Genomic DNA, 16,727 nt, shown 5'->3' with positions numbered 1-16,727 from the left:
AGGCGCGAAAAAGACAGGGTATCCGGGAGCCTCGGCTCTCCGTCTATCCTGTCTTTTTCGATTCGTCTGCTCTGCTTCCGCCTGATCTTTGGTCACAAAACAGAATTATTTCTGCACAATATTTACAATTCTGCCCGGCACATAGATTTCTTTTACGATCGTCCCGGTCAGTTTGGCGGCCACCGCCTCTTTGCCGGCTGCAATCGCCTGCTCCTTGGAAGCGTCCGCCGGGATCATCACGACCGCTCTGGTCTTTCCATTGATCTGAACCGCGATCTCCACCTCATCTTCCTTCATCATCTCTTCATCACAGACCGGCCAGCCGTTCTTCTGATGGAAGACGCTGTCCGTATGGCCCAGCTGCTGCCAGAGCTCCTCAGCGATATGAGGCGCAAACGGCGACAGCATGATGACGGCGGTCTCCATGGTCTCCTTGTCGATGCCGCCTTCTTTTTTCGCCAGGTCGATCATCTTGTTGTTGTATTCCATGAAACCGCTGACCACCGTGTTCAGGCTGAAGTTCTCCAGACGGGTCGTGATATCGTAGACCATCTTATGACGAAGTCTCACCATCTCCTTGGTCGCCGCGGTATTCTTGTCCTTATTGTCCATTACCAGATTCCAGAACCGGGTGATAAAACGGTACACGCCGTCGATCCCTCTCTCGTCCCACTCGGAATCCAGATCCGGCGGTCCGACAAAGAGCTCGTAGAGCCGCAGGGAATCGCAACCATAATCCCGCACCAAATCGTCGGGGGAGACCACATTTCCCTTGGATTTACTCATCTTGATTCCGTTTTTGCCGGTGATCATGCCCTGATTAAAGAGCTTGTGGAAAGGCTCGTCAAAGCCCACCACGCCGATATCATACAGGAACTTGGTGTAGAACCGGGAGTACAGCAGATGAAGAACCGCATGCTCTACGCCGCCGATATACATATCCACCGGAAGCATCTCATCTGCGATTTTCCGGTCCACCAGAGCGTCCTTGTTCTTATTGTCTACATAGCGGAGGAAATACCAGGAAGAACCGGCCCACTGGGGCATGGTGTTGGTTTCCCTCTTGGCCGGAGCCCCGCACACCGGACAGGTGGTGTTCACCCAGTCCTCGATGGCCGCCAAAGGCGACTCTCCGGTACCGGTGGGCTGATAGGATTCCACATCCGGAAGGAGCAGAGGAAGCTGGTCTTCCGGAACCGGAACCGCGCCGCAATGCGGGCAGTGTACGATCGGAATCGGTTCGCCCCAATAGCGCTGGCGGCTGAACACCCAGTCACGCAGCTTATAATTCACAGTTTTCTTTCCGATGCCGCGCTCCTCCATAATCAGAGGGGCCTCTTTTTTCAGCTCCTCGGAATTTCTTCCATTCCACTCGCCGGAGTTGATCATGATGCCGGCCTCGGTGTAGGCCTCGGTCAGATCCGGGTTCTCTTTTCCGTCCTTGGCAATCACCTGGATGATCGGGATATCAAATTTCTTGGCAAACTCAAAGTCACGGTCGTCGTGAGCTGGTACGCACATGATGGCGCCGGTGCCGTAGTCGGCCAGAACATAATCGGACAGCCAGATCGGAACCTTCGCCCCGTTCAGAGGATTGATGGCATAGCTGCCGGTGAACACACCGGTTTTCTCCTTATCCTGGAGACGGTCCACAGAAGATTTATGGGACGCATCAAAAATATACTTTTTAACATCTTCCGCCTGTTCCGGCGTGGCCAAAGACTCCGCCAGCGCATGTTCCGGAGCCAGCACCATGAAGGTAGCGCCATACAGGGTATCCGGGCGTGTCGTGTACACACGGATCTTATCCTCGCGGCCGTCCACAGCGAAATCGATCTCTGCGCCGTAGGATTTTCCGATCCAGTCGGTCTGCATCTTCTTTACTTTTTCCGGCCAGTCCAGCTTGTCCAGATCATTTAACAGGCGATCCGCGTAGGCCGTAATTTTCAGCATCCACTGTTTCAGGTTCATCTTGGTCACCGGAGATCCACAGCGCTCGCAGACGCCGCCGACCACCTCTTCATTGGCCAGTCCGGTCTTGCAGGACGGACACCAGTTGATCGGCATTTCCTTCTCATAGGCCAGGCCGGCTTTGAACATCTTTACGAAAATCCATTGGGTCCACTTATAGAAATCAGGATCCGTCGTGTTGACTTCCCTGTCCCAATCGTAGAGCGCGGCGATCTCATTGATCTGGCGCTTGATGTTTTTGATGTTTTCCGCCGTGGATTTCGCCGGGTGAACACCCATCTTGATCGCATAGTTTTCCGCCGGCAGGCCGAAAGCGTCCCAGCCCATCGGATGGATGATATAATGGCCCTGGAGCAGCTTATAACGGCTCCAGACATCGCTGATCACATATCCTCTCCAGTGGCCTACATGAAGGCCGCTGCCGGAGGGATACGGAAACATGTCCAGGCAGTAATATTTCGGCTTTTTGCCGTCATTAACGTTGACCGGATGTTCTTCCCAGTTTTTTCTCCACTTTTTCTCTATTTCCCTATGATTATAAGGTACTGCCATTGCTTTTTCCTCCTGTTACGATTCGAATATATTAATTTGATCCCAGACCGTTTCGTCCACCAGGATCTCGGATTCCGTTTGCCATTGCTTCATCAGCCCGTCAAAGCTGTCGTCGGCTTTCTGCAGCCGGATTTCTTCTTTCCGCGCCTCTCTGCCCTCTGCATCGTCGTCGCTGACACAGTAGACCCCGTAAAGAGTGAAGCCTTCGGCGTCTTCATGGACCAGCACATCCCCGGTCTTCATGGCCAGCACCTTCGATGCAATCTCATCAGAGTCTTCGAACTGTCCCACTGAGATCGTATCATCGATCACCGTGGTTCCCAGTTCCTTCACCGCTTCGGCGGCATCCTCGCCGGATTGGATTTTGGAAAGAACGGCTTTTGCCTTTTCTTTTGCCTCCTCCATCGTCGGGAGATCATCTCCGCCGGTCGCCGCGCCTTTCGTGGACAGGGCGAAAATCTGATAGGAAACGGTGCGGGATTCTTCGTCGCTGACTTCACAGGTGAAGGTGTCCGTCACCTTTCCATAAATCTGATTGCTCAGCGTGTTATAGCGGAGGAAGTCCACCAGATGCTCTTTGGTCAAGCCAAACGAGGCAATCTTTTCCGGATCGATCGACTGCATCAGCTGATCTGCCTGGGTCTGGATGGCCGTCTCATCCGCCTCGCTGAGAGCTACGCCGTACTCTTCTGCATGGGCGCTGACTACTATCCCACTGATCAAGAAATCCTTGCAGCTTTCCTGGAGGTCTTCCGCATAGGTAATCTCTTTTCCCGGAACCGTCTGATACCATTCGCTTTGGTTCATCTCCTGGCCATTGTTATAGCTTGAAAAATAGTATTCGTAAGTACTCTTTGTCTGATCAACGTAATAGCTGGCGACACTGAACGGAATTTCTTTTCCATCGACCGTGATCACGGCCTTTCCTCCGTCCGCATTGAGTTCCGCCGCTGTGGTGGGCGCCGCCGTGGATGCGGCTTCCGTCCCGGCCGCATCCGTCTGCGCTGCTATCGTGGTACCGGCTGCCGTCTCTGTGCTCTCTGCCTGCGTCTGTGAGGAATCGCCGCAAGCTACAGTGCCGACAGCCATAAGCAGGACGAGCCCCAGGGCGCCTAATTTTTTCCCTAATGCTCTCATATTTTTCTCCTTTACATTACTGGACAACGTCGTTAGTATAGCACGATTTTTCGGCGCTATCAAGTCCATTCCCGGAAAAAAGTCCCGAAATTCGCGGGTTTTCGGCCCATTATTAGCATCCTTAACGAAACAACAAAGTCCTGGAACCTTTCGCCTGTTCCAGGACTTTATTGTTTCTTCTTTTTTTTGCTGTTTTCCGCTGTGTTTTATCCCTTTGCTACCAGCTCAATCGCTTTCTGCGGACAATTTGGCGCGCAAATCGTACAGCCCCAGCACTTCTCCATGTCGTGTGTGATCTTACCGTTTTCATCTTTGCAGAAAGCGGCAAAATTACAGATCTTCAGACATTCACCGCAGTTGTCGCATTTCTCCGGATGAAAAACAATATCATACTTCGACCGGGGATAAATGCCCTTGGTATCCATTGCCTTTCCCATCTGAATCGGATAGCAGGCATAGCTGTCACAGTTGCAGATGGCCACGTCTTCGCCGCTCTGCATCAGTCCCTTTTCGTTGCATTCCTTTAAAAGGGCCTTGGCTTCTTCCGCCGAGATCTTCGTTCCATGCCCGCGGTCCAAGGTGGAGTTCGGTCCACAGTAAAAATGCAGACATACATTCTGAGGGCGGTTGTGATAATACATCATTGTCTTACAGTTGCAAGGGTAGCGGCAGATTGCCTCCTGGTGCCGGTCGACAAAGGCATACGCCTCCTCCAAAGTGATGAAGTCGCTGTTGTGCAGCGGGCGCTCCTCCCCTCTTTTTTTGGCCTCGATGATCTCCCGATTCACCTCCATGTAAACCCCTAGATCCCAGTCATTCAGGCGTTTTTTCGTCTCCCGCGGAAGTTTTCCATAGGCGTAATATTCAAACATCGCATAGAATGGATAGCGGCTATAAAAATCTGAAATCTGATAGGATCTCTCCCCTTCCGGAGGCTGCTCTTTTCCGGCCAAAAAAGCCCCTACTCCTTCATTTTCTCCCAGCACTTTGTCGATAATGGAACGATGATAACATTCCCAAATGAAATCCGGCGCTCCAGCAGCCAGTTTCTTTTCCTCCACCATCGCTTCCAGCTCGGACTGGGGCCAGCTCTTCTTGCCCATGGCAAGGATCATCTCCCATTCCACTTCCTGCACCATCAAGGGTGCAACATCATAAAACTCTTCCGGGACACCAAAAATCTGCATTGCTTGAATCAAACGTTCCTGTTCCATAAGCCATCTCCTTCACTAGGGTAATTTTACAGGGATTTGCGTGAGGCCTTATCAAATGCCATAAATATATTTTCCCTATATTCTTATATACAGCATATTGCGTGCCAGTTGGAATGGGGCTGCCTGCAAGGGAATTCCAGCAAAATCTGCCCATCATCCGCAACTAAATTTTGCCATAAGCCATACTATTTTGCACCAGTTTAGCGATACAGGATCCTACTTCCATCCCTGTGCAAAGGATATCGAAAATAAAAGCGCAGAAGACGCCTGAATCCAACAGACAGTCTTTCTGCGCTTTTTATGATCCCGCAGCTGCTCAAGCCGCAGGTGGTCCATTCCTTTTTATCTTCCGCGGAGCAATCAATCAAGCGTGCGGATCATGCCGCTGTTATTCGGCATCCTTTGCCGCCGCACGGGCTGCAATCTCCTTCTCCTGGATCTCCGACGGAGCCTGCTCATAGCGGCTGAACTCGTAGGCATAGTTTCCGATACCGCCGGTCATCGAGCGAAGGTCCGTATTGTATCCGAACAGCTCGGACATCGGAACGTCGGCTTCGATAATCTGGTTTCCGCTGTGATCCGGATTCATGCCCAGCACGCGGCCGCGGCGCTTGTTCAGGTCACCCATGACGTCGCCGGTAAACTTATCCGGAACCTTCACCTTCAGGGATGCGATCGGCTCCAAAAGGACTGGCTTGGAGGCCGGATCCGCAAACGCGTTCTTTACCGCCAGAATGGTTGCCAGCTTAAAGGCCATCTCGGAAGAATCCACCGGATGGTAGGAGCCAAACACCAGCGTGGCTTTCAGGCCCACGATCGGATATCCGGCCAGCGGTCCCTTGGGAACCATCTCCTGGATTCCTTTTTCCACCGCGGGGAAATAGTTTCTCGGCACAACGCCGCCGACAATCTTCTCCTCAAACACGTAAGGCTTCTCCAGATCTCCGGACGGCTCGAATTCGATCGTAACATCACCGTACTGGCCATGTCCGCCGGACTGCTTCTTATGCTTGCCCTGAACCTTCACCTTGCCGCGGATGGTCTCGCGGAACGCCATCTTCGGTTTCACCAGCTCGATCTCCACTTTATAACGGTTGAAGAGCTTGCTGACTACAATATCCAGCTGCTGATCGCCGATGCCGTATAAGAGCAGCTGACGGTTTTCCTTGTCATTGACATGCTTTAAGGTGAGATCTTCCTCCATCAGTTTCGACAGAGCCCCGGCCACCTTATCTTCATCGCCTTTATTTTTCGCCACATAAGCCATGTAGGTAAAAGGCACGGAGATATCCGGGCGCTCATACTCGATGGGCGTCTCCTTGGTGGCAAGGGTATCGCCGGTCTCGGTGACGGCCAGCTTCGCGATCGCGCCGATGTCGCCGGAGTGCAGTTCCTTCACCTCGATGGCTTCCTTGCCGCGCAGCACATAGAGACGGGAAATCTTCTCGTCGGCATCCCGGCTGACATTGTACACGGTGCTGTCGGCTTTCAACATGCCGGAGCACACTTTAATTAAGGAATATTTTCCAATAAACGGATCCACGATGGTCTTAAAGACCTTGGCCGAGAAGGGCTTTTCTTCGTTATAATCCGCGGTAAAGCCATCGCCGGTCTTTGTATTCACGCCGCTGACAAAGTTCTCACTGGGTCCGGGGCAGTACATTTCCAGAATCTCCAGAAGCATCAGACAGCCGTTGCCGTTGATGCCGGTTCCGGCCAGGACAGGAACCATATCACCGCTGCGGACATGCTGATGCAGCGCCTGACGGATCTCATCGTATGTAAACTCTTCGCCGGAGAAATAACGGTCCATATATTCTTCATTGGTCTCCGCCACGGCTTCCATCAGGGCTTCCCGTACTTTTTCCAGGTTCTCCATGGAGTAATCCGGGATCTCGCACTCGGTGTACTGGCTCTTCTCCGTAAACCGGCGGCCCTTCATGTTCACGACGTTGACAAAGCCCACAAATTTTTCATTCTCACGAATCGGAAGGTGGAACGGAGCGATCCGGCTTCCGTAAAGTACCTGCAGATGGGCGACCACATTTTTATAGCTGGCGTTGTCATCGTCCATGTTGGTGACAAAGATGACGCGGGGCAGATTGTATTTATTGCAGAGCTCCCAGGCTTTCTGGGTGCCGACTTCCACGCCGGACTTGGCATTGACCACGATGACGGCGGCCCCGGCCACGCTCATCGCTTCCTCCACCTCTCCGACAAAATCAAAATATCCGGGAGTATCCAGGAAATTAAACTTGATTCCGTTGTATTCGATGGGAACTACGCTGGTGCTGATCGAAAACTGACGCTTGATTTCCTCTTTATCGAAATCGCTGATGGTGTTGCCATCGGAGATTTTACCCATGCGGTTGGTGACGCCGGTGATATAAGCCATTGCTTCTACCATCGTCGTCTTTCCACAGCCGCCGTGGCCAAGCACAGCTACATTACGGATTTGTTTCGTCTGATAAACATTCATATATAGCTCCTCCTTATTCGTATTCGATGGTTCGGAATACCCTTTTTGTATTTTACTAAAAATAGAAGGAAATTTCAATAAGATTTCAAAAATATTCTTGGCAAATTAAGAAAAAAAAGTGTTGACCCTCGCACATTAACGTGTTAAAATCATACTCGGTATACTAGACCGCGTTCTTGCCCGCAAGAAAAACGGTTTTACAGGTTTTGTCCGGTCCAGTATTCAGGCAGGTATAGATTGTGAGGTCATGAAATGATATATAACATAAAAAAAGGACTCCACGGGGAAATCACGGTCCCCGGTGACAAATCCATTTCCCACCGCGGCGTCATGCTGGGCGCAATTGCCAGCGGCACCACGGAGATCAATAACTTCCTTCGCGGGGCAGACTGCCTCTCCACGATTGCCTGTTTCAGCAAGATGGGCGTGGAGATCGAGGGAACCCATGACCGGATTCTGGTACACGGGAACGGCCTCCGCGGTTTAAAGACTCCGAGGCAGATTTTGGACTGCGGAAACAGCGGCACCACGACCCGGCTGATCTCCGGCATCCTCTCGGCTCAGAACTTTACTTCCACCATGGTAGGCGACTCTTCCCTGAAATCCCGTCCGATGCGCCGGATTATCAAGCCGCTCTCCCAGATGGGCGCAAACATTACGTCTGTTCTTGGAAACGACTGCGTCCCTCTCCGGATCTCCGGCTGTCAGCTGACAGGCATTCACTACGCCTCGCCGGTGGCCTCGGCCCAGGTAAAATCTTCGATTCTGCTGGCCGGCCTGTACGCCGACGGCGAAACCTCCGTGACAGAGCCCGCTCTTTCCAGAAACCATACGGAACTGATGCTCAGCGCTTTCGGCGCCAAAGTGTCTTCCTCCGGAACCACAGCTTCGGTCCAGGGCGTGAAAGAGCTGTACGGCCAGAAAATCGACGTCCCCGGCGACATCTCCTCCGCCGCCTATTTCCTGGCGGCCGCGCTGATTGTTCCGGGCTCCGAGGTGGTTCTGCGCAACGTAGGAATCAACCACACGCGGGACGGTATGCTGACGGTATGCAAGCAGATGGGCGCGAACCTGACCTATGAAAACTTAAAGATCAGCGGGGAACCCTGCGCCGATATCGTGGTGCGCCATTCCGAGCTGCAGGGTGTCACAATCGAAGGGGAAATCATTCCGAGGCTGATCGACGAACTGCCCATGATCGCGGTGCTGGCCTGCTTTGCCAAAGGCACCACGGTAATCCGCGACGCCGCTGAATTGAAAGTAAAAGAGTCCAACCGAATCCGCGTGATCGTCGATAACCTGTCCGCGATGGGCGCGGATATCGAGGAGACCGACGACGGAATGATCATCCGCGGCGGAAAACCGCTCCACGGGGCGGTCATCGACAGCCACAACGACCACCGGATCGCCATGAGCTTTTCCATCGCGGCGCTGAACTGTGAAGGGGAGACCACGATTACGAGAAAAGACTGTGTCAATATCTCCTACCCCCGGTTCTACATAGATTTGAAAAAACTGATTCGGGATTAAACGATAAATAAATTTCCTTTCGAAGAAAAAACCGGAAACCGCCCTCTGGTAGGCTTCCGGTTTTTTGTTGCGCGCCTGACTTCCTAAAAACATGTTACAGGAAGTCCTCTACCGCCCTTGCCGTTTCAGCTCCAAAAGTTCCGGATCGGTCAGTTTCCGGTATTCTCCCGGTTTCAGTTCCGGATCCAGGGTTAACGTTCCCATGGAAAGGCGTTTCAAAAAAAGAACGCGGCGGCCGACCGCCTGGAACATCCGTTTGACCTGATGAAATTTCCCTTCGGTAATGGTCAGCCATACTTTCGAGAGTTCCCTGCCGCTCTCCTCGATCACAAGACGGGCCGGAAGGGTTCGCTTCTCCTCGCCGATATCCAGTCCCTCGGCAAAAAGCCGGACATCCATCTGGGTCACCGGCCCGTCCACCTCGGCGTAGTAAGTCTTATCCACATGGCGCCCGGGCGCCAACAGGCGATTGGCCAGGATCCCATCGTTGGTGATCAAAAGGAGGCCCTCCGTGTCCTTGTCCAGGCGGCCAACCGGAAATAAATCCCTCCGCTGTCTCTCCTCAATCAATTCCACCACGGTCTTGTCCCTGGAATCCGTCACCGCAGAGACCACGCCGGCCGGCTTATTCAACATATAATATTCATATTCCGCATAGAAAACCGGGCGGCCCATGCACTGCACTTGATCTTCATCGACATCGATTTTCTGCTCCGCCCCTTTGGCCGGCTCTCCGTTCACCGTGACCTGCTTTTTTCGCACCAGCTGACGCACCTGGCTGCGGGTGCCGTACCCAGCGTCCGCCAAAAGCTTATCCAAACGAATCTGTCCCAAACGCTATTCCTCCTCTGAGTTCTCCGTCATCTCCCGGTATCGGGCAAATAGATAGGAAAGCCGTTCCTGATCTTCAGAAAATTCTTCCCCGTACAGATGATCCACCGCGAGATCCAGCCTGCGGTGGGCCAGCAAAAATTCCTCCGGCATTGTGTCCCTGGCATAAAGCCGGACGCCGTCGGCTTCTCTTCTTTGCTCCTGAATCAAAAGCAGCTCCTCCGCGGCTTTTTCCACAGCGGCGGCGGCCGGTCCTTCCAGCTCTGGGAAAGGGAAATTATTGTAGACAATCGACGCCGAATACCGGTAATCGCTTTTCAGCCTTCCCGCCACGCCGCGCACCCAGGCCATATGCAGGGCGGAATTCAGCACGCCGAATAAGACCGACGATGCCTCCGGCACAATCAAAACCGCATCGCTGGCAATGGCTGAGGCCGGCAGATATCCCATCGGAATGTAAGGCCTCCCCTGGGACGACACCCTGGGAACCAGAATATAGCGCCCTTCCTCCGGCTGCCGGATTTCGCCGAATAAGGACGGTGTTTCCGCAAGCTTTCTGGTGGCCCCCCGCTGGCTGACGCCGCGGAACCGGCGGACCGCTTCCACCCGTTTCCGGATTTCGGAAACTGCCTCATACTCTTCCGGCTCCACTCCTTTGAGCCAAAGGCAATACCGCTCCTGATTTTCGATATACTCGACGGAACCGTAAAAGCGGCGCACCCATTTTGCCGCCTCCGGGCAAGAGGTAAGCAGCTCCGACACCTCTTCCGGCTCCAAAAGCAAATGTCCCCCATCGTTGGCCATACTGCCGAAGGCCATGGCCGGCACCGGCGCCAGAGGCTTTCTTCTTTTTTTCAAAAACACATCCGGCGCAGGAGCCAGATAGGCGTTGATGTGGGCCGCCACCTGCCTTTTTGATCCGTCGTACAAATATTTTCTCGTCCGATTTCCTGCTGCGGAAAATCCCAATATAATACAGTGCACCTTCGCCTGGCCCTTGGCCTCATTGTTCCACACGAAGGTCTTCCAGGCAAAGTCGATTTCCATCTCGAATTGATAGGTCAGGATATTCCACAAAAGCCCCGCCTGTTCCCCCTGGCAGATACTGTTGGTGGAGACAAAGGCGGCCCGAACTTTTGTCCCAGCCATAAACCCGGCGGCTTTCCGATACCATGCAGTGACATAATCCATATTTCCGGCTGCTTTGGAACCGGAGAATACCTGCCGCATATCCTGTTTTTGTTCCCGGTTCATGAGACGGGCGCCGACAAAAGGCGGATTGCCGATGATATACAGGTTTTCTTTGTCTGGAACCACCGACTCCCAATCGATGGAGAGGGCGTTGCCCTGGACAATGACGGCCGACTGGACCAGAGGGATCCGGGCGTAATACATGCCGAAAAAATCAGCGGCTTCCAGATTCATCTGATGATCTGTCAGCCACAGGCCGACCCGCGCGATCTGAGCCTGGAACGGCTCGTATTCGATTCCATAAAACTGACTGACCTCAACCCTGCAATAATATCCGACGTCCAACACCCTCTGAGAGGTATCGTAGAGTTCCCGAATCACCGCCAGCTCCAGTTTTCGAATCTCCCGGTACGTGAGAATCAAAAAATTCCCGCAGCCGCAGGCCGGGTCGAAAAATTTCAGCCTGGTCAGCTTCTCATGGAATTCCTGCATCCGCTTCCGATGTCCCCGGCAGGCCTCCCATTCCTCCCAGAGCTCGTCCAAGAACAGTGGGCGGATCAGCTTTTCAATATTTTCCTCCGAGGTGTAATAGGTTCCCCACTCCCGCCGTTTTTCCTGGTTCATAATCTCCTGAAACATTGCGCCGAAAATCGCCGGAGAAATCCCTCTCCAGTTCACCGCGCGGCAGCTATCGAGAAGCACATAAAACTCCGCGTCAAATGGCAGGACCGGAAGCGCTCCGGCGAACAAATGCCCATCCACATAGGGGAATGCAAGCACTTCCTCCGGCAGAGCCTCCCTCTCCTTTCGCGGTGTATCCAAGGCCAGAAAAAGAGTTGCCAGGCGCTCCGAAAGATTGGCCCCGTCCGGCTCAGACGCTTCCACATAGACATAAAACTCCCCTTCGGGAAAAATCCCGGCATCGCTGGCAAACAGGCAAAACAGCAACCGCACCAGATAGATTTCCAGGTCGTGCTCCCGATATCCGTAAAACGAAAGCCGTTCCAGCAAAGCCGTCATCTTTCTCATCGCAGCCAGATTGATGTCCATTTTTTTCGCTTTCGTATGTTCCATCCTAATTTCCTTTCGGCCGCCCGCTTTTCGCCCGCGGCATCCCCTTTTATTGTAACGAATCCTAGAAAAAATGTAAAGCGCCGCCCGCCGCAAGGGTAAAAACAATTAAAACCGCCAGAAAAGCCAAATTCCATAGAGTAAAAACCAGCAGATATTTTTTCTTATCCGCCGCGGTAAAGGCTCCGTATATTTTATAGGAAATCAGGCTTGCCATGGACGCGATCAACGTCCCCAGGCCCCCCAGATTGGTTCCCGCCACCAATGCCGTCCCTCGCTCTGTAAAAGGGGCTAGCAGGGCCGCGGCCGGGACATTGCTGAGGACCTGGCTGGCAAGGATTCCCGAAAGGAGTTCCCGCCCTTCTATGAACCGGCTGAGAAAATCAGAAATTGCCGGGATCCTGGCCAGATTCCCAACGAAAAGAAAAAAGAATACAAACGTCAGCAGCAGGGAGTAGTCCACCCGGAGCAGCAGCTTCCGGTCAATCAACAATACCAGCGCCAAAACCCCCAAGAATGCCGCCCAGTCCGGGATCACCCGAAACACGGCAAAAAGGCTCACCAGAAAGCCTACGGCAAAGAGAGCCGCTCTTCCTTTGTGAACCGTAATCGCTCCGCCTTCTGTGATTTCCAGCCGTTCCTTCGGTACCAGGCGGGATACCAAAAGCAGCAGGATTAACGAGACCGCGGTAACCGGCAAAGTGACGCGAAAGAAATCCCCCGCCTGCATCTCATAGTAAGCATACAAAAACAGATTCTGCGGATTCCCCACCGGCGTCAGCATACTGCCGAGATTGGCTCCAATGGTCTGAAACACCACGGTCCAGATCAAAAGTTCCGTATGATTCGCCACCGAGAGCGTCAGCACGGCAAACGGAACAAAGGTCAGCAGCGCGACATCATTGGTCACCAGCATGGAGGAAAAAAAGCAAAGGAGCACCAACAGCCGGCAGAGGCTCCTGGTGTCGCCCGCAGTCTCCACCGCTTTCCGGGACAGCCACTCCAAGACTCCGGCCTCCCGGAATCCCGCCACCACCGCCATCAGGCAGAACAGCAAAATCAACACCGAACGGTTCCCATATCCCAGATAGGCTTCGTCCGGCGGAACAAACAACATCGAAAGAAGAGCTGCCCCGGCTGCAATCACCAGAACGCTCTCCCTTTTCAGCCAGCTTTTCATCCCTCTTCTTCCTTTTTATCAAAAAATATCAGCCCGAACCAGGTCACAGTACCGGCGCCGAAGGAAAACTCCATCCCACATTGCTCCGCCAGCAGAGGAACCACAATTCCAAAACTCTCAATGCAGGGCAGCATCCGTTCTGGATACCGGCAGGGAGCCGGGTAAGCGCAGATTGGACAGACGTCGCAGGATTCGGAGGACAGAGTCAAACACTCGCCATAAACCCTCTCGAATCCGGCGCGCACCTGACGAACCACGTCTTCATGGCCGCTGCGGGTAGCCAGCAGCGCTTCCATATTTTCCGTGTCGACCCCCTCCGCCACCGTAGAAAAGACAAAAGCACGGCGGTAGTAAAGCGCTTTCATCCGGCACGCTTCCCACTCTCCAACCGCAGGCGGACAGGACCAGCTCTTATGATAGCGGGGGCATTCCTTCCGGCAGATTTCCCGCACCCGGCCCGAAAACGGAACCTGGTCCGCCGGCAAAAATTCATACTGACAAAGAGGAAGGGCGCGAAGACCTTCCTCTAACTCATCCTGCCTGTTCATTCCGCGGCATTCTCCAAAATGAATGCTGCGATATCGTCAATCACCGCCTGCTCCACATGGCCCGGCACATCGTACTCGCTGACGTCGGTCTTCCCGTTTGTCTTCATAAACAGATGGTTCAAATCTTCATACGTCTGAAACTGTGCGTTCTCATGTCCGTCGAGCGCCTCCTTCCAGGCGGCAAAGTCCGTGTCAGGCTTCACCTGGAAATCAGCCGTCCCCTGCAAAAACAGCATCGGGATCTTTAATTCTTTGACAATCGATACCGTATCAATCTGATTCAAGCTGGCCCAATAACAAGTGGGGAGGCCGATCAGATTCGTCTGGTCCGTCAGATCGGAGACCGACTTCGCCTGCTCCACCATTTGCTTTAGCTGGGCTAAACTTGCCTGTTTTTGAAGCTCATTGACATCCGCCATCTGATCCAGCGCGTCCACGTTCTGATCATAGACGACATCCGCCAAATTGCGGGGGGTTCCCGCAAGAGAAATCAATCCGATTAACTGAGGATTATCCTGGGCAATTTTGGGAGCCAGCATTCCACCGAGACTGTGACCGATCAAATAGATCCGGCTTCCGTCCACCGAATCCAATCCGGCTGCCATCTGAATCGCTGTCGCCGCGTCGTCCAGCACCTCGTCGGAGATGGTTAACGCTCCGGGAGCCTGTCCTGGGAATTGATAGTAGCGTTTATTGTACCGGATCGAAGCAATTCCCTTCTCCGCCAGGCCGAAGGCCAGATCCTGGAACGGCTTGTTCCCTTTGATGGACTCGTTGTAGTCGCTCTGTCCGGAACCCTGCACCAGGATCACCACCGGAGGCTTCTCTACGCCGGCCGGCAGAGTCAGCACTCCGCTCAGCTGGTATTCGGTTCCATTGCTGGTAAACGGGATCTGGATCTCCTGTTCCTTCAGCGTCTCATTTTCCGTAAGCTCCGGAGGGATAGCAAAGAGATCCGTCCAGACGCTTTTTACTTTTCCCTCCTCGTCATAGCTAAATGACAGGCGGATGCCGCTATCCTCACACTGGAGAATACAGTGATAGATCTTGTCGCTCTCTTCCGCTTCCGTTTTATAATAATCCTGGAACTGACCGGCGGAAACCGTCATCTGTTCCCAGCCCGCGCGGAAATTCTCTTCGCTGAGGGTATCCTTCAGCTCATCATTGAATTCTGCCACTACACCGGCAAAATCGCCGGATACCACTTTCATGGCCAGTGTTTTGCTTTTTTCCTCCAAGGATTCCGCCTCAGCCGGAGCATCCGCGGACGCTGCGGGAGCAGTGGTGGCTTCCGCTTCTGTCTGAACCGCAGATCCTTCTGTCTGTGCCGCCGTGGTATCTGTACCGCGGTCCCCGCAGGCCGTCAAAAATACAGAGGCTGCAAGAACGACGGGCGCTATCTTCCATGCTTTCATCATCTCAATCCCTTCCACCGCTTTCACTGCGGTTCCTAATTCCTTTTAAACGTTCTTCCTATTTTTTCCTCCGGCCGGTTATTATGAATCACCACTTGAATCCGGGATGGAGGGTTCGTAGTGATCGGTGTGCATTTTGATTCGTTCTGTTTCTACACCGTCGACTTTTACGATTTTCCAGAGGGCTACGTCCAGCTCAGGGGAATTTCCCCCCTCGTAGGACTTCTCGTATAATTTCTCAACCTCAAAATCGATGGAACGATTCTCTGGCCGGGTTTCTTTACCGAAAATAATAAAAGATACCTTCGATCCATCCGCATTTCCCCAAATATAAATCGGTGTTTCCTGATTGTTGGTAAAGCAGAGATCCTTATATCCGTCTGCGATGGCGGCATCCTTTCCAGGGGTCAAATAGGATACCACCATGGAATGTGGATATCTCTCGTCAATCTGCAATTCTGCCCGAAGCAGCGCATTGTAAAGCGTCGAGGACGTCTGACAAATTCCGCCTCCAATCGCATCGACCACTTGGCCGTTTTCATACTGGCTTCCCGTTCGGTATCCGTTTTCCGCTGTTCTCGGTTTCATCAAATCACTGACGGATACGGACTCACCCGGTAAAACAATCACCCCGTTTATATTATTTGCGGAAACTTCTACATTGATATCCCGGTCTTTCCGCTTTCCCGTGTCATTGTAAGTACTGAAGGCTGAACCAATGTCCGTTTCAATCTGCTGCAAAAGCTCCGTCGAATATTTGGGCTGCGCCACCTCGATCACTGCGTCGACAGCAATGTTTCCATAAGACTCCTTTACCGCTTCCCGGATCACATCCTTGGTTGCTTCCTGATTCGTGGCAAGTCCTGTCTGACTTTCCGATACAACCAGCTTTCCGGTGAAATCAATATCCGCATTCACAGGTGCCACATCCTTCTGGGAAGCCATATCTTCCACAAAAGCAGCCAGCGTCTCCTCATTCAGTCCTTTGATCGGTTCCATCCGCAGCGTTCCCAGTTCCAAATCTTTCTGATCCCGGTACTGGCGGAGCGGACCGCCTAATTGTCCCAGCCGTACCGCCCGTTTTAACAGCTCGTCCAAATCCCAGCTAAACCCCAGATCATTGGGGGTGGTCTTAAATTCCTGATCCTGCCAGCGGACCGTCAGCTCAATGCTGCCGCAGTCATTTTTATAGTTTTCCAACATCTGCCTGGCTTCCGCCACGGTTTTTTCACCAATATACAATTCATCCACGTAGATTCCGCCGGCCAATACCTGCGACTCATCCAGCCCGGTCTCCGGGATCCCGTTCTTTACTCTTTCTTCCTGACGCGATTTCCACTGCTTCCATTCCTCGGTCGGTTCTCCGATTTCCTCAGAGGAACAGGACGCAAGAAAAAGCGCCGCTAAAAAGCAGAAAGAAAGCACGATCCACCTGTTTCGTTTCCTCATTCTAACCGCCCTTTCATTGAAAGGTTTTCTCTTTATGCTATCTGTTTGCTAAAAAATAATTATACCCTAAGGAATGAGCCGCCGCAAGCAGTATTTTGTTAAGGTTTTCTGAATCTTTTGACTGGATGTTGTGGATCAAAAAAAGGGAACGTCTAAATC

Annotated in this window: 11 protein-coding genes; 1 reads left to right on the top strand and 10 read right to left on the bottom strand. The window is 52.9% G+C overall.

All coding sequences use genetic code 11. The annotated features are described in order from the left end of the window. Nucleotides 1-105 precede the first annotated feature (105 nt). The 4 genes from leuS to MUB23_RS03430 all read right to left on the bottom strand — a co-directional run bounded on the left by leuS (nt 106) and on the right by MUB23_RS03430 (nt 7,353). On the bottom strand, nt 106-2,523 hold the full coding sequence (gene leuS / locus MUB23_RS03445) for a leucine--tRNA ligase (RefSeq protein ID WP_244798834.1): 2,418 nt from the start codon (nt 2,521-2,523) through the stop codon (nt 106-108). Between the two features lie 15 nt (nt 2,524-2,538). Further along, nucleotides 2,539-3,660 carry a hypothetical protein gene (locus tag MUB23_RS03440; protein ID WP_244798833.1) on the bottom strand — a complete coding sequence of 374 codons (1,122 nt, stop codon included), beginning with the start codon at nt 3,658-3,660 and terminating at the stop codon, nt 2,539-2,541. A 206-nt stretch (nt 3,661-3,866) separates the two neighbouring features. Then, the gene (locus tag MUB23_RS03435) at nt 3,867-4,874 is read right to left on the bottom strand and encodes an ATP-binding protein (protein WP_244798832.1); all 1,008 of its coding nucleotides are present in this window, start codon (nt 4,872-4,874) and stop codon (nt 3,867-3,869) included. Between the two features lie 388 nt (nt 4,875-5,262). After that, nucleotides 5,263-7,353 (bottom strand): elongation factor G, encoded by a 2,091-nt coding sequence (locus MUB23_RS03430; protein WP_244798831.1) that lies wholly within the window; start codon nt 7,351-7,353, stop codon nt 5,263-5,265. Between the two features lie 252 nt (nt 7,354-7,605). On the opposite strand from MUB23_RS03430, the gene aroA reads away from it, so the two are divergent. Further along, nucleotides 7,606-8,883, top strand: a complete 1,278-nt coding sequence (gene aroA, locus MUB23_RS03425; protein WP_244798830.1) for a 3-phosphoshikimate 1-carboxyvinyltransferase — start codon at nt 7,606-7,608, stop codon at nt 8,881-8,883. A 108-nt stretch (nt 8,884-8,991) separates the two neighbouring features. Here aroA and MUB23_RS03420 read toward each other — a convergent pair whose 3' ends face one another. The 6 genes from MUB23_RS03420 to MUB23_RS03395 form a co-directional block, all read right to left on the bottom strand. Then, entirely contained in the window at nt 8,992-9,717 is a 726-nt protein-coding gene (locus MUB23_RS03420) for a pseudouridine synthase (RefSeq protein WP_244798829.1), read from the bottom strand. 3 nt (nt 9,718-9,720) lie between these two features. After that, nucleotides 9,721-11,979 carry a class I SAM-dependent DNA methyltransferase gene (locus tag MUB23_RS03415; protein ID WP_244798827.1) on the bottom strand — a complete coding sequence of 753 codons (2,259 nt, stop codon included), beginning with the start codon at nt 11,977-11,979 and terminating at the stop codon, nt 9,721-9,723. A gap of 61 nt (nt 11,980-12,040) precedes the next feature. Further along, nucleotides 12,041-13,156 carry an SLC13 family permease gene (locus tag MUB23_RS03410; protein ID WP_244798825.1) on the bottom strand — a complete coding sequence of 372 codons (1,116 nt, stop codon included), beginning with the start codon at nt 13,154-13,156 and terminating at the stop codon, nt 12,041-12,043. Further along, a complete protein-coding gene (locus MUB23_RS03405; protein ID WP_244798824.1) occupies nt 13,153-13,704 on the bottom strand; it encodes a DUF2284 domain-containing protein in 552 nt (183 codons plus the stop codon). The genes MUB23_RS03410 and MUB23_RS03405 overlap by 4 nt, the downstream gene beginning before the upstream one ends. Then, nucleotides 13,701-15,122, bottom strand: a complete 1,422-nt coding sequence (locus tag MUB23_RS03400) for an alpha/beta hydrolase (RefSeq protein WP_244798822.1) — start codon at nt 15,120-15,122, stop codon at nt 13,701-13,703. The genes MUB23_RS03405 and MUB23_RS03400 overlap by 4 nt, the downstream gene beginning before the upstream one ends. Nucleotides 15,123-15,200: 78 nt before the next feature. Then, a complete protein-coding gene (locus MUB23_RS03395; protein WP_244798820.1) occupies nt 15,201-16,568 on the bottom strand; it encodes a VanW family protein in 1,368 nt (455 codons plus the stop codon). Between the last annotated feature and the right edge of the window lie 159 nt (nt 16,569-16,727).

Source organism: Cuneatibacter sp. NSJ-177 (genome assembly GCF_022867805.1).
Classification (GTDB): domain Bacteria; phylum Bacillota; class Clostridia; order Lachnospirales; family Lachnospiraceae; genus Pseudolachnospira.
This window is presented reverse-complemented; position numbering and strand designations above follow the sequence as displayed.